At 41.9% G+C, this 23,449-nt stretch carries 25 protein-coding genes; 20 read left to right on the top strand and 5 right to left on the bottom strand.

Annotated elements, in window-relative coordinates:
- Positions 1-4: 4 nt before the first annotated feature.
- Positions 5-586 carry a LysE family transporter gene (locus NSQ66_RS19135; protein WP_036688845.1) on the bottom strand — a complete coding sequence of 194 codons (582 nt, stop codon included), beginning with the start codon at positions 584-586 and terminating at the stop codon, positions 5-7.
- 116 nt (positions 587-702) lie between these two features.
- Here NSQ66_RS19135 and NSQ66_RS19130 point away from each other — a divergent pair, with 116 nt between their 5' ends.
- The 13 genes from NSQ66_RS19130 to NSQ66_RS19070 all read left to right on the top strand — a co-directional run bounded on the left by NSQ66_RS19130 (position 703) and on the right by NSQ66_RS19070 (position 14,920).
- Positions 703-1,257 (top strand): GNAT family N-acetyltransferase, encoded by a 555-nt coding sequence (locus tag NSQ66_RS19130; RefSeq protein WP_081390117.1) that lies wholly within the window; start codon positions 703-705, stop codon positions 1,255-1,257.
- Positions 1,258-1,447: 190 nt separating this feature from the next.
- Positions 1,448-1,927 carry a DUF6530 family protein gene (locus NSQ66_RS19125; protein WP_036688841.1) on the top strand — a complete coding sequence of 160 codons (480 nt, stop codon included), beginning with the start codon at positions 1,448-1,450 and terminating at the stop codon, positions 1,925-1,927.
- Positions 1,928-1,969: 42 nt separating this feature from the next.
- On the top strand, positions 1,970-2,329 hold the full coding sequence (locus NSQ66_RS19120) for a GIY-YIG nuclease family protein (RefSeq protein WP_036688839.1): 360 nt from the start codon (positions 1,970-1,972) through the stop codon (positions 2,327-2,329).
- Positions 2,330-2,517: 188 nt separating this feature from the next.
- Positions 2,518-3,516, top strand: a complete 999-nt coding sequence (locus NSQ66_RS19115; protein ID WP_076141051.1) for a Gfo/Idh/MocA family oxidoreductase — start codon at positions 2,518-2,520, stop codon at positions 3,514-3,516.
- 2 nt (positions 3,517-3,518) lie between these two features.
- Positions 3,519-4,436 carry an AraC family transcriptional regulator gene (locus tag NSQ66_RS19110; RefSeq protein ID WP_249267675.1) on the top strand — a complete coding sequence of 306 codons (918 nt, stop codon included), beginning with the start codon at positions 3,519-3,521 and terminating at the stop codon, positions 4,434-4,436.
- A gap of 17 nt (positions 4,437-4,453) precedes the next feature.
- Positions 4,454-5,536 (top strand): Gfo/Idh/MocA family oxidoreductase, encoded by a 1,083-nt coding sequence (locus NSQ66_RS19105; RefSeq protein WP_038572153.1) that lies wholly within the window; start codon positions 4,454-4,456, stop codon positions 5,534-5,536.
- A 139-nt stretch (positions 5,537-5,675) separates the two neighbouring features.
- Positions 5,676-6,380, top strand: coding sequence for a response regulator transcription factor (locus NSQ66_RS19100; RefSeq protein WP_036689130.1), 705 nt, complete (start codon positions 5,676-5,678; stop codon positions 6,378-6,380).
- Positions 6,381-6,383: 3 nt separating this feature from the next.
- The gene (locus tag NSQ66_RS19095; protein WP_076141050.1) at positions 6,384-7,769 is read left to right on the top strand and encodes a HAMP domain-containing sensor histidine kinase; all 1,386 of its coding nucleotides are present in this window, start codon (positions 6,384-6,386) and stop codon (positions 7,767-7,769) included.
- A gap of 90 nt (positions 7,770-7,859) precedes the next feature.
- The gene (locus tag NSQ66_RS19090; RefSeq protein ID WP_038572145.1) at positions 7,860-8,393 is read left to right on the top strand and encodes a hypothetical protein; all 534 of its coding nucleotides are present in this window, start codon (positions 7,860-7,862) and stop codon (positions 8,391-8,393) included.
- A 99-nt stretch (positions 8,394-8,492) separates the two neighbouring features.
- Positions 8,493-9,614 carry an FtsW/RodA/SpoVE family cell cycle protein gene (locus NSQ66_RS19085; RefSeq protein ID WP_076141049.1) on the top strand — a complete coding sequence of 374 codons (1,122 nt, stop codon included), beginning with the start codon at positions 8,493-8,495 and terminating at the stop codon, positions 9,612-9,614.
- 30 nt (positions 9,615-9,644) lie between these two features.
- Complete coding sequence (locus NSQ66_RS19080; protein WP_036688825.1) at positions 9,645-10,664, top strand: LCP family protein; 1,020 nt, start codon at positions 9,645-9,647, stop codon at positions 10,662-10,664.
- 223 nt (positions 10,665-10,887) lie between these two features.
- On the top strand, positions 10,888-14,058 hold the full coding sequence (locus NSQ66_RS19075; RefSeq protein ID WP_076141048.1) for a GNAT family N-acetyltransferase: 3,171 nt from the start codon (positions 10,888-10,890) through the stop codon (positions 14,056-14,058).
- A complete protein-coding gene (locus NSQ66_RS19070; protein ID WP_076104960.1) occupies positions 14,045-14,920 on the top strand; it encodes an amidohydrolase family protein in 876 nt (291 codons plus the stop codon). The genes NSQ66_RS19075 and NSQ66_RS19070 overlap by 14 nt, the downstream gene beginning before the upstream one ends.
- Before the next feature lie 137 nt (positions 14,921-15,057).
- Here NSQ66_RS19070 and NSQ66_RS19065 read toward each other — a convergent pair whose 3' ends face one another.
- On the bottom strand, positions 15,058-15,447 hold the full coding sequence (locus tag NSQ66_RS19065; RefSeq protein ID WP_076141047.1) for a hypothetical protein: 390 nt from the start codon (positions 15,445-15,447) through the stop codon (positions 15,058-15,060).
- 273 nt (positions 15,448-15,720) lie between these two features.
- On the opposite strand from NSQ66_RS19065, the gene NSQ66_RS19060 reads away from it, so the two are divergent.
- A complete protein-coding gene (locus tag NSQ66_RS19060) occupies positions 15,721-16,110 on the top strand; it encodes a BlaI/MecI/CopY family transcriptional regulator (protein ID WP_036688814.1) in 390 nt (129 codons plus the stop codon).
- Positions 16,110-17,936 carry a M56 family metallopeptidase gene (locus NSQ66_RS19055; protein WP_076141046.1) on the top strand — a complete coding sequence of 609 codons (1,827 nt, stop codon included), beginning with the start codon at positions 16,110-16,112 and terminating at the stop codon, positions 17,934-17,936. Before NSQ66_RS19060 ends, NSQ66_RS19055 begins: the two co-directional genes overlap by 1 nt.
- A 526-nt stretch (positions 17,937-18,462) precedes the next feature.
- Here the strand turns inward: NSQ66_RS19055 and NSQ66_RS19050 are convergent.
- Positions 18,463-19,089, bottom strand: coding sequence for a glycoside hydrolase domain-containing protein (locus NSQ66_RS19050; protein ID WP_036688810.1), 627 nt, complete (start codon positions 19,087-19,089; stop codon positions 18,463-18,465).
- Positions 19,090-19,207: 118 nt separating this feature from the next.
- Here NSQ66_RS19050 and NSQ66_RS19045 point away from each other — a divergent pair, with 118 nt between their 5' ends.
- Genes NSQ66_RS19045 through NSQ66_RS19035 form a run of 3 tightly spaced genes read left to right on the top strand, consistent with a single transcriptional unit; the run spans position 19,208 to position 19,853 of the window.
- On the top strand, positions 19,208-19,447 hold the full coding sequence (locus NSQ66_RS19045) for a hypothetical protein (protein ID WP_141118455.1): 240 nt from the start codon (positions 19,208-19,210) through the stop codon (positions 19,445-19,447).
- Positions 19,448-19,470: 23 nt separating this feature from the next.
- Positions 19,471-19,659: a hypothetical protein gene (locus NSQ66_RS19040; RefSeq protein ID WP_036688806.1), complete on the top strand. Its 189-nt coding sequence runs from the start codon at positions 19,471-19,473 to the stop codon at positions 19,657-19,659.
- A 26-nt stretch (positions 19,660-19,685) separates the two neighbouring features.
- Positions 19,686-19,853, top strand: coding sequence for a hypothetical protein (locus NSQ66_RS19035; protein WP_339279340.1), 168 nt, complete (start codon positions 19,686-19,688; stop codon positions 19,851-19,853).
- Positions 19,854-19,969: 116 nt separating this feature from the next.
- Here NSQ66_RS19035 and NSQ66_RS19030 read toward each other — a convergent pair whose 3' ends face one another.
- Entirely contained in the window at positions 19,970-20,524 is a 555-nt protein-coding gene (locus NSQ66_RS19030; RefSeq protein ID WP_076141044.1) for an XRE family transcriptional regulator, read from the bottom strand.
- A 124-nt stretch (positions 20,525-20,648) separates the two neighbouring features.
- Here NSQ66_RS19030 and NSQ66_RS19025 point away from each other — a divergent pair, with 124 nt between their 5' ends.
- A complete protein-coding gene (locus NSQ66_RS19025) occupies positions 20,649-21,230 on the top strand; it encodes a LysE family transporter (RefSeq protein ID WP_249267674.1) in 582 nt (193 codons plus the stop codon).
- A gap of 17 nt (positions 21,231-21,247) precedes the next feature.
- Here NSQ66_RS19025 and NSQ66_RS19020 read toward each other — a convergent pair whose 3' ends face one another.
- Complete coding sequence (locus NSQ66_RS19020; protein ID WP_076141042.1) at positions 21,248-22,237, bottom strand: ketoacyl-ACP synthase III; 990 nt, start codon at positions 22,235-22,237, stop codon at positions 21,248-21,250.
- Positions 22,238-22,477: 240 nt separating this feature from the next.
- Between NSQ66_RS19020 and NSQ66_RS19015 the strand changes: the two genes are divergently transcribed.
- A complete protein-coding gene (locus tag NSQ66_RS19015; protein WP_339279339.1) occupies positions 22,478-23,338 on the top strand; it encodes a CAP domain-containing protein in 861 nt (286 codons plus the stop codon).
- The last annotated feature ends 111 nt before the right edge of the window (positions 23,339-23,449 follow it).

Genomic DNA, 23,449 nt, shown 5'->3' with positions numbered 1-23,449 from the left:
GACTTTATAGGATTCCCGATATCATAATGGCTGAGTATACTAAAAACAGTGCCATCACGGTATTTAGAACTTTTTGATGATTTTTCATAAATGTTCTGAAGATTGTCCCAAAAACAACCCATGTCGTAAATGCAAAAAATCCGATCACAGTTATAATTATAACAAACATAAACAAGGCAAGCGAAGAGGTATAGAATGGCATTACGTAGTTGGGAATGACCGTTAGTGTAAATACTAGCACTTTAGGATTCACAAGCTGCATAAGCACGCCTGAGCGGAAATTGGCATTGGGGTCAGGCTGGTCTTCCATTGAACCCATTTTAAAGATTTTATAAGCAAGGTAGAGCATATATAAACTCCCAATGACTTGCATAATGATCAGGATATTTGGGATGATTTCTACTAGAACACGGTTCAGCAGAGTAGAAATGATAAGTAATAAGCCAAAAGCCAGCGTGGATCCGTATACATACCCCATTGATTTTTTAGCCCCGGAATGTTGCACGGAAGAAAGAATAACAATATTGGTAGGACCGGGTGTAAATGTAGCGACAACGCAATAGATCAGAAAGGACAATATATTCATGATGACCTCCAGTAAAGTAGTTCTATGAATATAAACCTTTCAGTCTGAATGCTGATAGTATATTATTGCAGGATTTTTAAGAATTCCGGCCGGGAATAGAAGAGGTGTACGAATCAATGAATAAGAGTAATCAAATGGCCATAAGCACACTTTCTCCAGATGATTTTGAATCCACATGCTCTGTTTTTGAAATTTCAATCCCAGATGCTTTTGAAAAAGAAGGGCTTGATCATTTACAAGACGATATCCAAAGTGAAATAGATCATAAAAAGAAAATGGTGATGACTTCACTGGATACTACAACTGCGGAGCCTTACTTCCTTCTTGCAAAAATAGAAGAGCAGGTGGTCGGTACGATTTCCTTTGGAGCTTGTGGCGAAGATATTCAAACCTGCACGGATCATCAGTTAGATGAAATAGGGGAATTGGGCAGTCTATACATTATGCCAAGTTATCAGGGTCAAGGTGTGGGTTCAGCCTTAATTAAGGAAATGATGATATTTCTAAAAAAGCAAGGGGTAGAGCGGTTTTGTCTGGACAGCGGTTATAAACGTGCACAAATCAGGTGGCAACGTAAATTTGGGAAACCTTATAAAGTAGTGGAAGACTATTGGGGACCTGATTCCGTCCATATGGTTTGGTTGTGTAATGTGAGTGATCATTTAAGCTAGAGATATATTTTTCATAAAAATAACAGTCCCTTTGCTGCGCGCAGAGGGATTTTTTGTTTTGTTGGATAAAACGGGTGTAATGTCGTTTGACAGATGATCTTTTGCCGGGTAATATGAATCTTAGATTTAGTAAATTAGTAATTTAGTAAATGAGTAAATTAGTAAATCATAAAATGGAGAGTGACTAATCATGAAAATTCCAACAACTCTAAAACATAAACCTGTAATCGTGTCAGAAAATTACGAGCAGGTTGATGGCCGCTACGCCGGGGACACAGATGCAAAAGGTCTGTCCCTAGGATTAGCACAATGGAACGATAGAGGAAAAGTCGACATCTCAGCAAAGGTATGGAGACATACAGGGGACAAATGGTCGAGACAGTCCGAAGAGCTGCCAATGCACAGAGTGCTTGACCTGGCAATTTTGATTTGCAGAAGTAGTTTGTATTTTCAAGAGGCCTATCGTTTTCCGAAAATGTATGATCCCGAGAGCCCTATGATTGATCGTGTTGGGCTGCAAGGAGATGCAATGAGTGTATCTGTCTGTGCAGACAATCCCATGATTGATAATGATATTAAGCTGTTCGCCCAGGCGCTTAGTGATGATGGTGAAATGATTGGAGAACGACTTTCGGTATTGTCCCGTTTATTAAAAGAAATGGGGTACTGAAATTTAGCAGAATTGTTTGTGGAAGGAGAATCATGAATCATAATGGACAAAAGCAAACGTAAAGAACTTCAGGAGCAATATAAGCAGCTCAAGACTTACATGGGTGCTATTCAAATTACAAACAAAATAAGCGGAAAAATATTCGTTGACAGCTATCCCAACCTGAAGAATAAATGGATGACTATACAGATGCAATTAGATATGGGCAGATTTGCGAATGCAGAGCTGCAAAAGGACTGGAAGGAACTTGGAGCAGAAGCTTTCAGCTATGAGGTATTAGAGCAGAAGGAGTCAGAAGACTTAACCGACGTGCGCTGGGAGCTTAAACTATTGAAAAAGAAGTGGTTTGAGAAATTGCAACCCTTTGATGACAAAGGATATAATAAGCCACTTACCCATTAAGCCAAGTATAAAGAAACCTTTAGCTTTCATAGCAAGGGTTTCTTTTTTTTGGATCGTATTTCACTCCGGATTTTATGTGTCGTAATATTATATATGTTTTGTCGCATTTTCCTACTAAAAAAGCTGTTTATTATGTGTTATTTTTATAGCAGATGTCAGAATAACATATATACGGGAGGCACAAGTAAATGACCATTAGAATTGGTAAGCTCAGCTATTGGCATGTGCATGCATGGGATTATACCAAGCAAGCTCAGGAGCATGAAGATACCGTATTAGCTGCAGTTTGGGACGAAAACGTAGAGCGTGGGAACAAAGCTGCGGAAAGCTTGAATATTCCTTATTTTGAATCACTGGATGATCTGCTTGCGCAAGAGGATATAGATGCCGTTATCGTGGATGCACCAACGAATATGCATAGAGACGTAATCATGGCTGCGGCCAAAGCGGGTAAACATATTTTCACAGAAAAAGTTATTGCCCCAACGTTAAAAGAAGTTAACGCAATCATCGCAGAAGTTAACGAGAACAAAGTGAAGCTAACGGTCTCCTTGCCTCGTTTAAATGACGGCTATACATTAACTATTCAAGAGATTCTAAGTCAGGAACTGCTCGGCAAGATTACTTACGTTAGAGTTCGCTTATCCCATAACGGAGCAACGGAAAGCTGGCTTCCTGATCATTTCTTTAGCTTGGAGCAATGTGGAGGCGGAGCTTTGATTGATCTGGGCTGTCATCCCATGTATTTGGCGAAGCTTTTCTTAGATCAAGATGTGACTGGGGTTAGTGCTAATTTTGGGTATGTAACCGGTAAAGAAGTGGAAGATAATGCCGTAGTGACACTATTTACGGATTCAGGAGCAATTGGTGTGGTGGAGGCTGGTTTCGTGAATAGTCATTCGCCGTTTACTATCGAGGTGCATGGAACTGAAGGAACGCTGCTTTACGGAACACCAGAGAATAAGCTTCTTCTTAGAACGAACAAATCCACGGATAAAGAAGAAGGCTGGAAAGAAGTAGCCCTGCAAAGCAATCGTGAAAGCGCCTTCCATCAATGGGTTGATCATATTCAAAATAATACACTTGCCACTCAAAATGTTGAAATGGCAGTTGAGCTTACCAGATTAATGGAGGCGGCGAACCGCTCGGCTAAAGAAGGCTGTGTAATTCCGATTGGGAGGACTTAACGTTGAGCAGCTTTCCCTATGAGATGATGTTTGAGAAGCAGGACATGCTTGAAAGATTGGATATCACGATTCTATGGGGACATTACGAGATTACAGTGTTTAGATTTCATTTGACATCTTTTCCACCGGGCAGAGTAGTCGAGTTCCATAATCATTCTGAATTTGAATTTCATTTCATTCCGCGCGGGAAGGGAGAAGTCATTCTTGGGGATCAAAAATATCCTCTTTCAGAAGGAATGTTCTATCTAACCGGACCAGGTGTTATGCATCGTCAAGAGGCAGATGCTTATGAATCCATGGAAGAGCTATGTCTGCATGTTGACATCAAAAAGAGGATCAGGGATGATGCTGATCTTTGGGAGGTTGCGGAAGCTGAGACCTGTGTGGAGAAGCTGAAGTGTTTACCCTTGGTTCCAGCACAAGACTATCACGGGGCTATGAAGTGTTTTCGAGAAGCGTACGAAGCATGCGATGGGAAGTTGACCGGATATTATACTTCAATTAAGCATCTTGTGATCAGTATTTTACTAAAGGCCGTTAGAGCGTATGATTCAGGCGGGATCCGCACGGAGGCGCCGGTTAGAGATATGCTGACTTACCGGTATCAATACGCAATGCAATATATGGAAGCGAATTATTCAGGAACGGTTACCTTAGAAAATGTTGCGGAAAAGCTAAATATTAGTTCAAGGCAGCTGCAGCGGGTGTTTAAGCAAGTAAATGCAGAACAATCATTCAGTAGGGCGCTTGAGGATATTCGATTGCAAGCGGTCTGCCGCAAGCTTGAAGAAAGCAATTATCCGATAGAACAAATCGCACAGTCGGAAGGGTTTACCAATGCTACCTATTTGCATATTGTCTTCCGCAAGCGGTTAGGTATGACACCGGCAACTTATCGAAACAGCAAACAAATCCATTAGAGGTGAGGGTGAAGGATATGAGTAAGGTTTTTCGTGTAGGGATTATTGGATGTGGTGGTATTGCGAATGGCAAACATCTTCCAAGCTTGAGCAGACAAAGTAAGGTTGAGATCGTGGCTTTCTGTGACATTATTAAAGAACGTGCTGATGAGGCAGCGGAGAAATACGGAAATAATGAAGCTACTGTCTATACGGATTACACTGAACTATTAAAAGATCAATCCATTGATATTATTCATGTGCTTACGCCTAATGATGTCCATGCGGAAATATCAATCGCTGCTCTAGAAGCCGGAAAACATGTGATGTGCGAAAAACCAATGGCTAAGACGGCGGCAGATGCCAAACGAATGGTTGAAGCAGCGAAACGTACAGGCAAGAAGCTGACCATTGGATATGACAACCGGTACAGAGAAGACAGCTTATATTTGAAAAAAGCTTGTGAGTCCGGAGAGCTTGGTCATATTTATTTTGCAAAAGCACATGCCATCAGACGGAGAGCCGTACCGACCTGGGGAGTATTTCTTGATGAAGAGAAACAAGGCGGCGGTCCGCTTATCGATATCGGAACCCATGCGCTGGATCTAACCCTTTGGATGATGGATAACTATAAACCAAAAGTTGTGCTGGGCACTAAATATCATGAACTTTCACAAAAAGAAGAAGCCGCCAACGCCTGGGGACCGTGGGACCCTAAAAAGTTCACCGTAGAGGATTCAGCCTTTGGAATGGTCGTAATGGAGAATGGTGCAACAATCATGCTGGAAGCGAGCTGGGCTCTGAATTCACTAGACGTACATGAAGCGAAATGCAGCTTAAGTGGGACGGAAGCAGGTGCAGATATGAAGGACGGACTTAGAATTAACGGAGAGAAATTCAGCAAGCTGTACACCAATAAAATTGAGCTTGGGGCAGGCGGTGTTGCCTATTATGAAGGAAAAGCTGAAAGTGCTCCGGATATAGAATTAAGAAAGTGGATTGAAGCGATTGAACAGGATAAAGACCCGGTTGTAACTCCTGAACAGGCTTTTGTCGTTTCGCAAATATTGGAAGCTATTTATGAATCGGCGCAGACCGGCAAGGCTGTGTATCTGGATTAGATTTTTGACAACTATAGCGATTTAGAGTAATATCCACTTGTGATTTAATTATAGGGATCCGAGACAAGACTCTCTCTTTACCGGGAGAGTTTTTTTGTTTTTTTACTTGTTTAGACTCTGGGTAATAGGGGTGGAAATCGTGGATACTGTTGATCGCAATCATGTGCTTATTGTGGAAGATGACGATAATATTAGACGTTTTATATCTATAAATTTAACGAATAATGGGTTTGTGGTTAGTGAAGCTGCTTGTGGAGAAGAAGCATTGCAGAGCTTTGAGGTGAGCCGTCCAGATGTTATGGTTCTGGATATCATGTTGCCTGATTCTAATGGGTTCGAAATATGCCGAAAGCTAAGAGAGAAAGACGCTGGGGTCATCATCATTTTCTTAACCGCACGTGGACAGGATTTGGACAAAATCAATGGCCTTGAAATGGGTGCTGACGATTACATTGTTAAACCTTTTAATCCATTAGAATTGGTAGCACGTATTAAAGCTATTTTGCGCCGTACAGAATCCGCTCTAAAGCCGCAAAGAACTATACTTCAAGCTGGACCGATCCGGCTGGATTTGAACGCGAACAAGATGTTTAAGCAGGATGACAGCATTGAATTAACTCCGAAGGAATTTCAGTTGATGAAAACCTTTCTGGAGCATCCGGATACAGCACTCTCTAGAAATGAATTAATGAATCTTGTCTGGGGAGAGGATTATATTGGAGATCCCAAAACGGTGGATGTTCATGTGCGTAAGTTAAGAGAGAAAATTGAGGTTGATGCTTCTAATCCGCATTGGCTTGAGACGGTATGGGGGCTCGGTTACCGCTTTAGAAAGGATGGTTGAAGAATGGGGATTCAGAAAAGATTAGTAGGAAGCTATTTTATACTCATTTGTCTTACTGTGCTCATTCTTGAAATCATTCTTAATGTATCTGTGCGATATTATTATTTTCATAACATAGAGGAAACCTTGATGAATCAAGCAGAGCTATCGGCTTCTTTTTTTCAGCAATACTTTGGGGACCAGGATCTGGAGGAACAATCGGATAGGTTACTGAAGGGTTTTGCGAGTCATTCTGATGCACAGGTGCAGATTATTAATGTTGAAGGCTGGCTGTTGCAGGACTCAAATGGACTTCAAGGCGATCTAACTATGACTGAGTACATAGATGTACAAGCAGCAATAAAAGGGCAGCCCGGCAGTTGGAAAGGTGCGGACCCTAACACTGAGGAAGCAATTTACGCGGTATCTTATCCCTTGCAGGCTAATGGAAACATCGTGGGGGGAGTCAGATTTATCACGTCCTTAACGGAAACTATACATACAGTTAAACATATTACGGTTTTACTGATCGGGGTGGGGATCATCGTTATTGGCATTGTCACCTTACTTGGATTATTGCTGTCTTGGACCATAACCAGATCAATTAAAGATCTGAAGCAGGCAGCAGACCAGATGACCGAAGGAGATTTCAGCATCAGAGTGCATAAGCGCTATCAAGATGAGCTTGGTTCATTGGCGGATACGTTAAATATGATGGCAAGCCGAATCTCCAAGAGTGAACAGCTTAAGAATGATTTTATCGCTTCCGTGTCCCATGAACTGCGAACACCCTTGACCTCGATCAAAGGTTGGGCAATTACTTTAAAGGCGAGTGAGGTGAGTAATCTACCTCTATTTTATGATGGGCTTGATATTATTGAATCCGAAAGTGACAGGTTAACTCATATGGTGGATGAATTGTTGGATTTCTCCAAGTTGGATAACGGAAGAATCGCCGTTCACTTCACATCAGTGGATCTAACAGAACTGCTGCAGCATATCGGCAGACAACTTACCCCTAGAGCGACCCGACAAGGCATCTCACTAGAAGTGAAAATAGAAGAACATCTGCCAGTAATTCAAGCTGACGAGAATCGTTTGAAGCAAGTCATGATTAATCTCATTGATAATTCAATCAAATTTACTGGTTCATCAGATCGGATTTTAATCAGCGCCCAAACGGTTCCAGGGAAAGTCGTGATTTCTGTAGAGGATACAGGCTCAGGTATCGCAGAGACGGATTTAGAGAATGTGCGGCAAAAATTTTACAAAGGGGATCAACAGGCTTCGGGCAGCGGCTTGGGATTATCCATCTCGGAACAGATCATTAAATTGCATCATGGAGAGCTACGAATAAGCAGCACTTTAGGCAAAGGAACGATTGTCCAATTTGACTTACCGATAGAATAAGAATTCAAATTTAACTATTTCATAACCACTTTCATCTCTTTCACAGATAAAATACTATATATGCGGACAAGCGAGGAGTCGATGATCCAAATGCCGGGCAAATTCATAAAAATTGGTACCCTGTTTACAACTTTATTTTTGCTCGGAGGATGCGGAGTCCCGGCAACACCCGGAGAGCTGATTAAACCTCCATCATCAGAAGCAAGCCTGGAGCGAGACAAAACGAGCCAGGAATTTATTAAGTGGCTTCCAGACAAAGCTCAATTGATAACTCCGATGAAGGGACAAGAGGATAATGCCATCTCTTTTGGCGATATGGATGGAGACGGAATTGACGAAGCCGTAGTTGTGTATGAGTACAGTAAAAACAAAGGATATACTATAAAAGCAATGTTGTTGAGGCAGGAAAATGAAGCTTGGCAGAAGATTTCCGAGGTTGAGGGGTTTGGGTATGGTCTAGATTATGCCGGATTCTTTGATGTTGATGAAGATGGCCATAAGGAGCTCGCGCTGGGCTGGTCATTGGGTGAGGCTGGGAATGGTCTGGATATCTATACGCTAAGTGAAGATAAACTGAAGCTGTTATCGAAGAAAGCGTATCAGGGCAAATTTGATCTGAGGTAATCATTCAATCTAGTCATCCGTAGCGCTTCAATGTGAAAAAAAGAAGTAAAAGTGCTCAGCACAACAAGAAAACTACAGAAATTAAATAGAGGTTGTTTTATGCTCATCTCTACCAAAATTGCAAAGCTGGACAGATCCGTACTTTTTCTCACCACCTGCTTAGTTGGCATGGGTACTGTTGCTATTTATGAAGCGACTACGGATACGCGGTTAGACGGTCTTTACATAAGTTATTTGTATTTATTTGCTTTATTTTGCCTACCCATGTTATTCATTGCTTTGGTAGATTATAAGATTCTATTAGGCAGGTTAGCGTATCTCTTTTATGGCGTGGGCATAGGTTTACTCGTACTAGTCAAGCTGGTTGGAGAAAATCTCAATGGTGCCGTGCGTTGGTTAAGCATTGGGAGCTTTCAGCTTCAGCCCTCCGAGCTGGCTAAAATAAGTACGGTGCTGCTCATTGCTCATCTATTAGGTACACGAGAGGGCCAGCAGCTGCGGTTTTTTCAAGATTTAGTACCGGTTTGTTTCGTTTTTTTAATTCCTTTCATTTTAATAATGGATCAGCCCGATTTGGGTACAGCGCTCGTTTTTGCTGGCATATTACTTAGTATGCTGTGGATTGGTAACATCCGTGCTCTATATATGATTCTGATCCTTGGTGTTGTGATTATTTCGATCGGCACGATACTATGGCTGTATTATGCCAACTTCGACTTGTTATCCAAGATTGTCGAACCCCATCAATTGTCACGAATCCAAGCTTTTTTGGACCCGCAAAGCGATCCTGATAAATCTTGGCATGTAAAAAACGCAATGATAGCCATTGGCTCCGGAGGATTATCGGGCAGTGAAGGTATTTTTTTGCGAAAAGGATATATTCCATATGCGTATTCCGATTCGATCTATGTAGTCATCGGGGGGAAATACGGTTTTATAGGTTCATCCGTGCTGCTGATGCTTTATTTACTGCTCGTGTACCGAATGATCTTTATTGCGCTGGATAGTAGGGACCGTGCGGGTACCTATATTGTCACCGGGTTTATCGCCATGTTCATCTTTCAAGTTTCCGTTAATCTTGGGATGCATATTGGGTTGCTGCCCCTGACGGGGATTTCATTGCCTTTTATTAGTTATGGAGGCAGCTCATTGCTAACTAATATGATTACGATTGGCATGGTGTTAAGTGTTAAAGTTCATAAGGATGAAAGCACTGATTGAATTAGCTATTGGAACTGAGTGGAGGAAATTATGTCTAACAAACGCAAGTGGACAACAACCCGTAAAATTCTGACGAGCATTGGTCTTGTCTTAGGCGCAGCTATTATAGGGATTGGAGTATATGCAGGGTATTTATATAAAAAGACGGATGATGCGATACAGCGTATGGCAGCTCCAGTCACCATCCAGCCCACAGCTGCTCCAGAGGAAAAAAAGGAGACGGTATCGGTTGAACCTATGATTTTTCTGCTAGCCGGGGTAGATAGTCGGGATGGCGGTGGTGGAGTAATGAATACCGATGTTCTGATGCTTGTCAGCTTCAATCCGGACACGAAGTCGACGAGTTTCTTATCTTTACCACGGGATTTGTTGCTAAAACCTAAATCGTTGCCTTCCCGCAAAGCCAATTATTATTATGCTTATCATTACATAAAAGACAAAACAGAGGCTATTCCAAATACAAAAGAGTTCTTCAGCAATTTGCTCGGTCTGCCGATAGAGCACATGGTTGTGGTGAATTTTGATGTGTTGCAGAAGACCGTGGATTTGCTTGGCGGACTGACTATAGATGTCGATATGGATATGAAATATACCGATACGGCAGATGGTACACACATCGATTTAAAGAAAGGCTTGCAGAAGCTGGATGGCAAACAAGTTCTTGATTTTGTACGGTACCGTAAATCGAATCAAGGAACGGCTGAATCCTCCGATTTCCAGCGCAATGATCGGCAGCAGCAAGTAATCAAGCAGATTCTGGATAAGCTAGGAAATTTCCAAGGCGTGTCCCAATGGGGAAATGTATTGGATATCATTGGTGAAAATGTGAAGACGGATATTCCTCAAGCAGATCTGCAGCAGTGGTTATTCAACTTCCCTAAACTTAAACCAGAGCATATTAATTCCTTACATGTGGAATCTCTTTGGAAGAGTCCGTATGTCTATGTGAATAAAGAGGATCTAAAACAAGCACTTACTACTCTGAGTACGGAAGCAGGCGTCAGCTCCGAAAGCTCATTACACTTGGAGAATGTTGGGACGGTGGATTAACATCAAAAAACTGCTCTTAGGAGCAGTTTTTTTGTAGCTTTCTGCCGGCTGTGAGTTTATGTAGAAAATAAGGTGAAAGAGTTTTTTACCTCGTATTGAGCTTCCAATTAATAGTATAATAAGAACTCGTAGGAGTTATTTCAATATGTTGTAGAGAGCTTATCCACAATAACTTTATGCGAATACATACTCATATTTTTTTGAGGAATAAGGAGATGAGAGCATGACTGTAAAAACTACAGCGGAACAAATCCGCATTATCGAATACGATTCTTCTTATGCTGGGGCGGTCGCAGAAATGTGGAACCGCAGCAACGAAAGCTGGGGCGGAGGCACTAATCAGAGAACTGAGGACAGTGTGCGCCGTGAGATGGAGATCTCGTCCAATCTTAATGCCTTTCTTGCCGTTGATGGCAAAGAGGTAGTCGGCTTCTGCAGCTTCGCCCACTACCGTCAAGATGAAGGGGCATTGTATGTCCCGCTATTGAATGTACGGCCTGATTATCACGGATACAAGGTTGGCCGCAATCTGATTCTGAACACTGTTCGCCAAACAATAGAAGCGGGCTGGCCACGTCTTGATCTGTTCACTTGGGCAGGTAATACGAAAGCCGTACCGATGTATAAGAAATGCGGATTTTTTTGGGAGAAAAATGAAGATTACGTCCATCTGATGAACTTCATTCCAACTGTATTGCAAACGGAAGCACTTGCTCCTTATTTTGAAGAACTGGATTGGTATGCAGACAGTACACGTGAACTTCCCATCCAGCCAGATGGCCGCCAGGAGCGTGGCTTTGATTTCTTTGATTATACTTGGCAAAAGGGAGAACTCTCCTTGCGGGCGGAATTCGAGAAGACTGGCCGCGGTCTGACCGCTCTTGATACACCAGACTATGAAATCTCCACGGAGATTGATGATCATGATCTTGTGTTCGGTTCGACCTACAAGATTCGCTATCGCATCAAGAATCGTTCGGCGTCTGAGCTGGCCATTGAGATCGAAGGCCAGAACGATAAAAATATCCGTTTTGCTCTATCTGCTGCGCGAATACTCGCTCCAGGTGAAACGGTTATCGTGGAAGGTGATTTTGAGCTTGATTCAGTTCGGGAAGAACAGAACGATAAGAAGACACACCCCGTTGTTATGAGCAAGTGGATCATCGGTGGCAAGCGTGCGGAATTCCGCATTGGCGTTGCTCCTAAATTTCCACTCAAAATGAAGATAGCGCTGCCACACCGGGAATTGTATCTGGGTCTTCCTTCGGAACTGTACCTTAATGTGGAGAATAATTTTGCTGCAGAAGCAGAATTTTCTTTTGATTTGCCCGAAGACGAATTCCTGATGTGGGCGGACCGTACAGTAAGCTTTACTGTTCCAGCTAAGAGTAAGGCTTCTATTCAAGTACCCTTTACCCTAAAGTCATACGGTCTTTATTCACAGGCTATTGAGGTAACGGCCGTTCCGGTTGGAGAGAAGGCAGTCACCTTTATCAGCAAGCTATCCGTTCTAATGAAGGGAACGCATGGCCGCTTTGGTGGGGAAAACGGGGATCAGTGGGTGGCTGTAAATGGCGCCTACTCCATTCATCTTAATAATACCGACAATGGAATGTGGATTGAATATCCCGGCTCGAGCCATAATTTCTGGTTGACCCATCCGAAGTTAGGCAAGCCATTCGCAGAAGAATTCTCTAAGAAACAGGCCAAAGAAGTAAAGATCTATTCTGAAGGGGAGAGTCAGGTGCTCGAAGCTCTTTACGAGTCGGAAGAATTTCCGGGTCTTGAGATAAAAAGAGTGGCTAAGCTATTTGCTAACGGAATCGCTGAGTTTTATAGCGAGGTCTGCAATACCAATAGTGACATCATGGAAGAAGACATGTATCTGTTGACGAATTTCGGCTTTTTCGGTAAACAGCTTATCTTGCCATATCAGGGCCAATACGTGGACATGGGCGATGCTTACTCAGGCGATCCAAGTCTTTGGGACAGTGCACAAATTACGGAGAACTGGTTGTTCTGCAAGGAAGAGAACGTCACATGCGGAATCTGCTGGGATCCTTCGCTAAAATTACTTCGCCCGGAATACCCGCTTGGGCTGGAGCATAATCTTGGCCGAATCTCTGCTGGAGATGTCGTACGGACAAAAACTATGATGTTTGCTCTTAACACCTTCCTTAAGTGGTCGGAATTTCGCGCCTTTGCCCTAAAACAGCAGAATTCGGTCATACCGGTGTTGGATGACCATCTTGAGCTAACGCTCGGCGGTGGAAATCCGTTTGCGGCAGGGGCACTTCATGCCGAGCTAATCGAACGAAAGATGACACCGCTTGATGGAAGCCTTGAATTGTATGTACAGGCTGATGGAGAAGAGGAGCGAAGTGTCGCTGAGATGGAGTTGCAAAGAGGACAAAATTTGCACTCCGCAGGTTTTGAGCTCTCTACTGAGGATACAGAATCACCAGAACACAACGAATCTGGCCGTAAGGTCCGGGTCGTCTATCGCGGTGAGGACCGCATTCAAGAGCGAACAGGCCTCTGGTTTCCACAAACGGAAACAAGCGTTGTTTGTGGGATAGAAGAAGGACCTGCGGGTCCCATTTACACAGTGACCAACGGAGTTCTATCTATTGCAGCTGCTCCTGATTTCGGCAGTGTTGTGCATTCCTTGAAGCACCGAGGAGAAGAGTGGTTGGACAGCACCTTTCCGAAAGCAGAACCACGTTCCTGGTGGAATCCTTGGCATGGTGGACTCGGTGTGGGTATTTCTGGCATAGGCGGATTTAGCCGGTTGCAGGAGCCAAGAAGCGCAGCTTGGACGGAGCAGATGGATGATCACGGCAACGTCTGGAAGGGATTGAGACTGACCACTTCGATGGAGAAGCAGGAAGCAAACCGGGGGATCATGATCAATCAGCATTACCTTATGCTGCCCGGAGTTCCTGTGCTCTGTGTGTTGATTTCAGTAACCAATGAAAGTGGAATGACGCTACCGCATTATTCGCTATCCGAGGATAGTTACTTTAAGCCTTCACCAATCTATTCGGAAGGCTGGATGGAGCTCCCAGAGGAAGGCAACTTCCCTATCGGGAAGGTCGAAGCCCATCTGGAATCCAAGGGGCTTATCCGAATCGGTGCAACTTCGCGTAAAGACATGCTGCATGTGGTGCATAGTTATCCTAATCAGAGAGCTATGTCTTACGTGAACAATAAGGTATTCACATATGGTGTGAATCACCATCTACTACTTCTGAACGGAGAAACCGCTTGGACACAGCCGACCTTCATGATCATGGGAGAGCTCGCTCTGGATCCAGAGGCAGTTCGTAATCTTATGAATGTGACCTTTGCTAGTGCTTCTGACAAAAAGGAGACTATAAATGCCAATCATTGATATTCACATTCATCTGTCGGACATCGATAGCTTTCATCAGACAGCACTGGACCTCTCCAAAGTTGATTACACAGCTGCTGGGCTCAAAGCGGAGTTTGACAAGAACGACGTTGTTCTCGGCATTGGAATGGGGGTCACGGAGCAGACGAAGGGAGCCTTTCCTGACTCTGCCTCTCCCAATCCGATGGGTCTCGACTTGGAAGCCAGTGTACCGCCGTTCTTAATGGAATGCGTGGGCATTAATCCGAATATGCTCGGAGGAAAGGATGCTTTGGATGAGCTGGACCGAATTGAGGCACGGCTGCAAGCTCCTGAGGTAGCTGGTATTAAGCTCTATGCCGGGTACTATCATCATTACGTTTATGACAAAATCTACTCGCCGATCTATGAGCTGGCAGCCAAGTACGGCACGCCTGTGGTTATTCATACCGGTGATACGTATTCGATGAATGGATTGCTTAAGTATGCGCATCCGCTTACCGTGGACGAACTAGCGTTCCAACGGCGCGACGTGAACTTTATGATCTGCCATCTAGGCGATCCCTGGGTGATGGATGCTGCCGAAGTGGTCGCCAAGAATCCAAACGTCTATGCCGATTTGTCCGGTCTCGTTGTTGGTGACCGGCCTCATTTTGAGCGGTTCATGAATGAACCCCTGTTTATGGATCATTTTCGCCGGGCGTTGGTGTACTCTGATCACTATGAAAAAATGCTGTTCGGTACCGATTGGCCACTCGCGCCTATTGACCTGTATGCGGAGTTCGTCCGCCGACTTGTGCCTGAGCAGCACCACGAGAAAGTATTTTATGAGAATGCCTTTGCATTATTCCCACGCATCCAGCAGAGAATTGCAGCGCTCTGAGCGGAGCGGGACAGTATATCTGAAGCGCAGGAAAATAATATAATTACGAACAAGCCATCCTTAGTTAGTACTAAAGGATGGCTTGTTTTTACATTTGTATGATGACCATGCCTATTTTTAGATTGAGTTTCCAAATTTTAATCTTCCTTTTCTTTACTTAACAGATCAGCTAGCTCAACCGAATTCTTATTTCTTAAATCCAGCATCTTTTCGCTATTGCTAGCTTTAATCAGGAAACCATCTTTCGTTTTAAAATCCATATAAAGGCTGAATCCGGCCACCTTTGAATTAGCGTAAGTAACAGTCATTCGATAAGTCGGTTCACCCACATCAACAGACCCGCGTACTTTTTTTACAGTTCTTATAGCATCTTCGAAGATTTGAAGGCTTTCACGGTCAGTATAAGTAATTTCTGTTGTTTCGGATGCAAGATTGACACTTAAGATCTTTTGCGTGGGTCTGACTAATACAAATAATAAAATCAGTAAAATTATCAGTGAAAATGATAGAATACTAAATTTTTTCATAACCGACCTCCTTACTTAAGAATAATGCAGACCAATCACTTAGTTTCCAAAATAGTTATAAATTTCAGCTGAGTGTGCGTTGGTTATCATTGTTGGAATCTTATAAAAATTCCTAGGGTTCTATTTATTATTTGCTACTGGACTTGTGAAACCTTTATTAAAACAATAAACGTCTAAGAATGTATACATATTTTAGAAATAATGTGCTTGCTTTTTAATTACACGTTTGTATAATGAATGTATTACACAAATGTATAACAAGGAGAAATAGGGATGAATAACAAAATCAAACGCTTGCCAGATGCTGAACTGGAAATTATGCTGGTGATTTGGAGAGCCGAGAGTTGGGTTAGCTCCTCTTATATTTTGAATCAACTGGGGGATAAACGTAAGTGGGCGCTTGCTACTTTGATGACAGTGCTGTCACGGCTGGTTGAAAAAGGCTTTCTATCTTGCGAAAAAGAAGGGCGGAGCAACCGTTATCTCGCTGCAATTTCTGAGACAGATTATAAAGAGAGCGAAGGGAAGTCTACGCTTGAAAAGCTTTTTGGCAACTCTGTGCAGGATATGGTAATGTCCTTATACAACGGAAAGGCGATTGATAAAAGCGATCTTGCTGAGTTGCGGGAAATGCTCGATAGAGTAGATAAGGAGGAATCCTGATGATAACAGGTCTTTTTACAGATTTTCTGGTTATCTCTGTGACCATAAGTTTAGTTATTATCGGCTTAATCACATTAACTCCCTTGTTAAGAAAACATTATTCGGCTAAGTTGAGCTATTGGATATGGTTGATCCTAACCCTGCGATTATTGTTGCCATTCAACTTTTCCTTTACCAATCCTCCTGTGGCGATTCAGCTACCCGAAGGTCAGGCCATAGCAACTGTCTTTCAAAGCTCAGTGTCCCAGAATTTGCAGGCGGATACGTCAGTAATCTCTCAGCCGGTCCAGACAGGGGATGTAAGCCATATCCCTTCTATAACTAATATCTTAGCGTACATCTGGGTTACTGGAGCTGTGCTTTTTTTAGGGTATCATTTGCTTAGTTATTTCTTTTTCAGAAAACAGGTATTACGTTGGAGCAGCCCTCTTCAGAGAGAGGATATGTTCGCCAAGCTCAAACAAGTCGCTAAAGAAATGCATGTAACACCCGCCATTCCGGTTCTGATAAGCAGTAAAGTTCCGAATCCGATGCTAATGGGTTTTTACAAGCCAACACTATTCTTGCCGCATGATCAATATAGTGAGGAAGAGCTGGAGTTTATCTTAAAACATGAGCTGGTCCATTACAAAAGGCATGACATCATATATAAGCTGTTGCTACTGATTGTGCAGGCACTGCATTGGTTTAATCCATTGGTCTGGTTCATGGCACGCGAAGCTGTCCGCGAAATTGAAATTTATTGTGATGACACCGTTGTACGTAAGCAAAATGCAGCATATCGAAAGAAATACTGCGAAGCCATTTTATCGGTTATGCAAAGTAATGCTACTCGGCATGTAGCTTTATCAACGAATTTTGCAGGAGGAAAACACTCGATGAAGCAGCGATTCGGCAGTATTTTAAATATGAAAGAAAAACGAAATGGAGTAGGTGCATTTCTTGCGGTCTTAATGGTGGTTGGTATAACTGCAGTGCTAGCAGCCTGTACGAACCTAACCGGACAATCTACAGATACGGCGCTCAAACCAGGTACTATTTATTCCTACAGCTCTAGTGGTGAACAAGTTGTTGTGCGTGACGCTGGGAATACGTATTCCATGGACGAGGATGGTAATGTCTCTGTCTCCTATCGGAAAGGGGAGATCCAAGCGCAAACGCCTTTAAAACTTGATACGACTGGAACTGAAATGGGGATGGGGAGAGCGGATACCGGATTTTATATCTCCGAGGACAAAACCGCAATTGTATATGGATTTGCGGATGGTAAAGAATCCCCTCTACATGTATTAATCAGCGATGACATGGGGAAATCGTGGAATAACTACAACATTGAAGGTGCTAAGGGTTATGATGCCAAGTTCATCGGGTTTACTGACAAGCAAAATGGTTGGATCGTCTCCGGAGGTTCTGTAGGTGTGGGACGTTCGCTAAATTATGTATATCAGACCTCTGACGGCGGGAAGACATGGACGGAGCTTGGAAATCCTAACGATTTATACGCGGAAAGTTTAGCCGGGGCAGGGTTTTCTAACAAGGATATCGGATTCTTGGGGTTCAGATATTATGAAGATAATGGGCCTGTTATTTATTGGACTAAAGATAAGGGTAAGTCATGGGAAAAGCTCGTGGTATCCCTGCCGGAAACCTTTGATGAATATCAAAAAACGCCGCTTTCACCTATTTTTAATGGAAAAGAGGGATTGTATCCTATTCTGCTCAGCAAAGAGGGCAACACTGTAGGTACCATCTATCTGTCGAGTAAGGACAACGGCCTGAAGTGGACGTATGATTCAGCATATGATCAAATGGGCGATTCTAAATAGGAGCAAGTGGAGCAGGGGGGGGGTCTACAAAGATCCCGCCCCTTTTTTATATGGAGGGCTGACGATTTTAATATGTAGTGGCTTTTAATTGTATTTCGTACAGCTATTTTCGCTCGAAAAACTCGCTCCTGAAGATAGTTGTATTTTGTACACCTAATTTTTAGTTTTTTGCCACTAAAGCTGATAACTGTGGTTTTTAATTGTATAGAATACAGTTAAAGTGAGAAGTTAGCCTTTTACAGACGAAATAAGTGTATAGAGTGCAGTTATCTCATAGGTTGCATAAAGTTACAGCGATTTTTCTCCGAGGGTTGCCCAAAGAAGACCTTAAAGTCGGATAGCTACGATTTATCATTATCTGCTTAAACTTCCGCTACAAACCAAAAACACCAGGCAGAGCTTCTCCAATAATCGGATAATCAATGCCTGGTTGTCTTTTTACTATTTTTTTAATAACGAGACTTTATTTGAATCTATCATCATCTGCTTTAGTATAACGCCTCGTCACCGATAAAAGAGGAATAAATTACTTTTTCCAGCCTCCACCGCTATGTGAGGAGGACTCTACATAGTCTACGTTGATTTTGCCAGTGCTCGTTCCTACCTCAGTGTTGAAATTATATTGTCGCAGGTTCCAATCATCGAAGGTTCCCTGCCAGTCATTATCTACGATGAAGGTGTAACGTGTTGTGGCGGAATTAGTGCCTCGAATATGAGAGCAGACTGCTCGTGATCCGTAGATACCCATTTTATAGCCTTTGGAATTTTTAGTACTGCTGTCTAGCACTGATTTTATGCCTTGAAAATAAGGTACTATATTGTTTGTGATTTCGGTAGAGGTCATATCGCGGTCTATGGCAAAATAAATCGGAGTGCTGCTGGTTTGTCCCAAATCACTTGCTAAGCCTACAGCCGTTTCAGCATCTTTAACACCATTGGCTTTCGTAAAATGATCGAGCGATTTGCTGATTTGATAAAGGGATATGATATATAATCCCCCATCTGAAATCCGTGTAATCTCAGCTGAGGTGAGACCATCCTGATATCCTTCGACGCGATTCAAATATCGGCAAACGAATGTGAATTTATTATTTTTAAGTGTAGTTAATCTTGCTGCTGTTACATTTGTAGCTGTATCACAACCTAAAGCCATTGTAATTGCCTTCTTTCAATTATTTTGTTTAAGGTTTGGCGCCAACCTCCCTATCAATATATGAGAAAACTTTCACAGATTCTTGGGGGAACCACGAAATGAGAGAAAAAGAGGCAGATTGAGAGGATTAATAGAAGGAGAGACTTTGATCACTTATTTTACTTTCATTATGGATGGAGGCGGGAAAGGTACGAGCGCTGCACTAGTAAAGGATGGGATTACTTATGTTTCAGCCAGTCACTGGGAAGCGGCAGGGTTGAAGGTTGTATGGGATAAATCGCATCAAAGAGCGAAGTTTACTGGATGGGGAAAAAAGATAGCCGTTCGTATTGGAAGTAAACAGGGAGTTTATATCTAACAGATTCCGCAGGACAAACTCGCTTGCTAACGAACCTTGGTTCGCAGTTATTCGATGCTGTTCAATTCGATTTTCAGAAGACGCCGAAAGGTCTAATCTATCTAACCGTAACAGATGTTTACGGAGAACCACATATCAATAATAAATGGTATACCATGATTATTAAGGATGGAATGGTCATTCGCCAGGAATGGACAAGGATTTTCTGCTGATTAGGTCCAATCAACAAGGTTTCCTCATGATGATAGATCGCAAAACAAGTGCCAAAACATTGTTGTACAAGGCACTTCTTGACGTAGAGCAGCAAAAATATGCCGAAACAAACGACCTTCCTTTTTTTGGAGATAACCTGAAGTTCCTGAAAAGAGAAGGGGATGCCCTGCTTTTTAATAATGAATATGTATAAGACGGTAAGGTTTATAAGTTTATGCTGGACGGTTCATAATGGGGAGGCTGAGTGGCGTCTCCGCAGGTTATCATAGTAAGATTTGATCCCAAGGTTTAAGAACCTTGGTTTTTTTGCTAACTAGAATAGTATAAGATCATGCTTAAACGGGTCAATGATTCTCCTGGATTATAATATACATGGGGTTTGTCTGCGTTAAACGTGATAGAATCACCAGATTTTAATAGATATTCATTATCATTGACACGCAAAGACAATTCACCATCAAATACAGTGATTAATTCTTCAGTTCCTTCCATATGTGGATTGGCATCAAGGTATCCACCTTCGTCTATCTCGACTGTATAACCCTCAAATCGTTTGCTTTCATCAAATGGGAAAGATGGATACACTCGATATTTTCCGTTGTCTTCAAGCAGTGGTTGAATTTCATTTCTTAATATCACTCTTGTGTCAGGCTTTGGGTAATCTATTAGCGTAGAAAATGAAGTTTTTAATCCATTAGCGATCTTCCAAATGGTTGTAATGGTAGGTGCTGATTCGCCTCTTTCGATTTGACCAATCATTGTTTTGCTTACTCCTGTTAATTCTGCCACTTTTTCCAGGCTTAAATCTTTACTTCTTCTAATCTTTTTTATATTCTCCGCAATGATTTGATTTATCTCTTCCACGGTAATTCTCCACTCCCTATTTACTTTATAACGACCAAGATATACAATAAAACGCACATGAGGACGTTATAACGTTCGATAAATACATTATAACATACAAAAAGGGAAGGGGAGAAATAAGTTAGTGATTGTTTCTTTGTTTTTATATGCATTTGTTGCAAGCTTTACTCCGGGACCTAATAACATTATGGCAATGACTTTTGCTAACCAGTTTGGTTTACGAAAAACAATGAGATTCTGTTTAGGAGTGGGTACAGGTTTTTTCGTGATCATATTGTTATGTTGCTATTTTAATATACTTCTGATTAATTTTATCCCTAAGATTGAATCTATTATGGCTGTGATAGGCGGAGTCTACATGTTTTATTTAGCATTTAAAATTATTACAAGTAAACATCAAGAAAATGATGGAAGTGGCGATAAACACAACAGCTTTATTGCGGGTATGCTTTTACAATTTATTAATCCAAAAGGGATATTATATGGAATCACAGTTACATCTACATTTATTCTTACCTCTCATTCTTCCTATTTTAGTTTATTGAGTTACTCTATAGTCTTAGCTCTCATAGGTTTTATGGGCACTTTTAGTTGGTGTTTATGTGGTTCTCTTTTCAAAAAAATGATATCTAAATATAGAAGTCAATTTAATATACTGATGGGATTGTTGTTAGTGTATTGTGGAGTTTCGATAGTGATAGGATGAATAAATGAAGCCTCATGTCAATAACGCCATAACATTGAACCGGCTTGATAACCTGATCCCAATGTCCAAAATAACAAGTTATCGCCACGTTTGATCAAACCATGTTCAATTGCACAATATAAGGCCAGAAAGGGACTGCTTGTGCCAGTATAGCCATATTCGTCGGCTACATAAATAATTTTATGCTGATCCAGGTTCAGCTTAGCCTGAAGTAATTTAATATTAGCCAATGTAAATTGTGAAAAACAAAAAACTTGTATATCCTCGAATGTTAGGTGATGTTTGTTCAATAATTCAACAATAGATGTTTCCGCAAATCGTACACTGTCTATTCCGCTGAATCTCCCCCAGTGTAAGTAGCGGTGTTCAGCCCCATCACGCAAAGACTTAGCCAATCCTTGAGCGGGGTACACAATTTCTTCTGTAAAACGGCTGTCCGAAAGATACCTTACGTCAATTAATCCACTCTCTGAATGGTCTTTTTCTAAAATGAGGGCTACGGCGGCATCGCCAAAAATTGAATATGTTATTGGATGTGATGGATCAGCCCATAAATTTAAAAAATCCGAACCGATAACCAACGCTCTATCTCTATCAGGATCATCGTATAAAGTACGAGCAGCCTGTTCAACCGCAATAAACATTCCTATACAATTCCCATTCAAGTCATAGCAAAGCGTATCATCTTTACCTTTGATAGCTTTGTGAATAAGCAATGAATTCGTTGGTGATAGATATTCCGGAGTTGAGCTGGAAAAAAGAATCAGGTCTATATCTGCAGATTTCAATGAAGCACCATCAATTGCTTGTTGAGCGGCATTAATCGCCATCGTCAACGAGTTCTCCTTCGTTCCTTCAATAACATGGCGGTTTTTTCTGCCTGTCTTTTTAAGAATCCGCTTAATATCTATGCCTTGCTTTTGAAAATGGTCAATAAAATATTGGTTGTTAATCACTCTTTCAGGACAATAAATGGAGACTTGTTTTATCGAGATACCTTCTAACATAGCATGATCACCCCTGTAATAATTTTGCAATCACATTACATTAAGTAATCTAAAAGTATCTGTTTACCTAACAACGCCTGCTCATTTCTATAAGCTTGTTTGTCCAAAAAAATTTGTGATGTTATAGTTTATTATCTTAATAAAGCATAACACTAATTAGTAAAAAATTCTATAAATTCCTAAAAGTGTAACAAAATCAACGAATCTAATATATCCACTAAAATTAAGTCCACAGCAACCATGTTGCGGGTGGACTTTTTTGCTTTTTATATTTTTGAATTAGGGATGAATAAATCAGTGGTACTTTACAAAAACTTTATTCGATTAAGTCACTACTTTGCCAAATCAGGAGGGGTTCTTATTAAACCATTTATCGTTATAGTAGCGCTATTACTCGTTACTGCTTGTTCGGGTAATAACTCGGCCAACAACCAAATGACTACTCAACAAACGAAGGTTGACAATCATGCTCGTAAAACTACTTCAACGTCAACTTTAACGCAAGCATCTTCCATTTCCACGGAGAATGCAGGGAATTCAACAATTAAGACTAAACAAGTTCCTGGCGATGTAACGAAATGGCTGGATGGGTTCATCCGCACCAATCCACCTACAGGAGGCACAACAGACCAAACAACGTATCCGCAGCAGTCGGCCAAACCACAATATTCTGCAAATCCGCAACATTCTGCTGTCCCGCAGAAGTCTGCAAATCCACAACCATCCGCCAATACATCCCAATCAGTACAGCAAGTATTGGATCTGGTGAATAAAGAAAGAACGAATGCAGGCTTGAAGCCCCTTAGTTTAAATAGCGAACTTTCGAAAATGGCTTTGGCTAAAGCGCAGGATATGTATGACAACAATTATTTTGACCATCAGTCTCCTACGTATGGATCTCCGTTTGATATGATGAAAGCCTTCGGGATCTCATACAATTCAGCAGGGGAAAACATCGCCAAAGGTCAGTCGAGTGCAGAAGAAGTAATGAACCAATGGATGAACAGTCCTGGCCATCGTGCCAACATCCTGAATAGCAGCTTCACAGAAATTGGAATAGGTTACTATAACAGCGAGTGGGTTCAAGAATTTATTGGTTAGTGCGATTAAAGTAATAAACTTAACAGGGGTGTCCTAATAAGCTAAAAGTGGCTGTAGGGCATCCCTACTTTTCTGAAGTCTGCAAAATGAGATAGGGGATATTGAATCCGT

The sequence above is a fragment of the Paenibacillus sp. FSL H3-0329 genome, assembly GCF_037963285.1.
Classification (GTDB): Bacteria; Bacillota; Bacilli; order Paenibacillales; family Paenibacillaceae; genus Paenibacillus_AQ; species Paenibacillus_AQ odorifer.
The sequence above is the reverse complement of the archived record's forward strand: the minus strand, read 5'-3'. Positions and strand labels throughout refer to the sequence as shown.

Bases quoted from the DNA above. Each gene is read 5' to 3' on its own strand.
- NSQ66_RS19135 (WP_036688845.1), bottom strand. From the start codon at position 586: ATGAATATATTGTCCTTTCTGATCTATTGCGTTGTCGCTACATTTACA.
- NSQ66_RS19130 (WP_081390117.1), top strand. From the start codon at position 703: ATGAATAAGAGTAATCAAATGGCCATAAGCACACTTTCTCCAGATGAT.
- NSQ66_RS19125 (WP_036688841.1), top strand. From the start codon at position 1,448: ATGAAAATTCCAACAACTCTAAAACATAAACCTGTAATCGTGTCAGAA.
- NSQ66_RS19120 (WP_036688839.1), top strand. From the start codon at position 1,970: ATGGACAAAAGCAAACGTAAAGAACTTCAGGAGCAATATAAGCAGCTC.
- NSQ66_RS19115 (WP_076141051.1), top strand. From the start codon at position 2,518: ATGACCATTAGAATTGGTAAGCTCAGCTATTGGCATGTGCATGCATGG.
- NSQ66_RS19105 (WP_038572153.1), top strand. From the start codon at position 4,454: ATGAGTAAGGTTTTTCGTGTAGGGATTATTGGATGTGGTGGTATTGCG.
- NSQ66_RS19095 (WP_076141050.1), top strand. From the start codon at position 6,384: ATGGGGATTCAGAAAAGATTAGTAGGAAGCTATTTTATACTCATTTGT.
- NSQ66_RS19090 (WP_038572145.1), top strand. From the start codon at position 7,860: ATGCCGGGCAAATTCATAAAAATTGGTACCCTGTTTACAACTTTATTT.
- NSQ66_RS19085 (WP_076141049.1), top strand. From the start codon at position 8,493: ATGCTCATCTCTACCAAAATTGCAAAGCTGGACAGATCCGTACTTTTT.
- NSQ66_RS19080 (WP_036688825.1), top strand. From the start codon at position 9,645: ATGTCTAACAAACGCAAGTGGACAACAACCCGTAAAATTCTGACGAGC.
- NSQ66_RS19075 (WP_076141048.1), top strand. From the start codon at position 10,888: ATGACTGTAAAAACTACAGCGGAACAAATCCGCATTATCGAATACGAT.
- NSQ66_RS19070 (WP_076104960.1), top strand. From the start codon at position 14,045: ATGCCAATCATTGATATTCACATTCATCTGTCGGACATCGATAGCTTT.
- NSQ66_RS19065 (WP_076141047.1), bottom strand. From the start codon at position 15,447: ATGAAAAAATTTAGTATTCTATCATTTTCACTGATAATTTTACTGATT.
- NSQ66_RS19060 (WP_036688814.1), top strand. From the start codon at position 15,721: ATGAATAACAAAATCAAACGCTTGCCAGATGCTGAACTGGAAATTATG.
- NSQ66_RS19055 (WP_076141046.1), top strand. From the start codon at position 16,110: ATGATAACAGGTCTTTTTACAGATTTTCTGGTTATCTCTGTGACCATA.
- NSQ66_RS19050 (WP_036688810.1), bottom strand. From the start codon at position 19,089: ATGGCTTTAGGTTGTGATACAGCTACAAATGTAACAGCAGCAAGATTA.
- NSQ66_RS19035 (WP_339279340.1), top strand. From the start codon at position 19,686: ATGATGATAGATCGCAAAACAAGTGCCAAAACATTGTTGTACAAGGCA.
- NSQ66_RS19020 (WP_076141042.1), bottom strand. From the start codon at position 22,237: ATGTTAGAAGGTATCTCGATAAAACAAGTCTCCATTTATTGTCCTGAA.
- NSQ66_RS19015 (WP_339279339.1), top strand. From the start codon at position 22,478: ATGTTGCGGGTGGACTTTTTTGCTTTTTATATTTTTGAATTAGGGATG.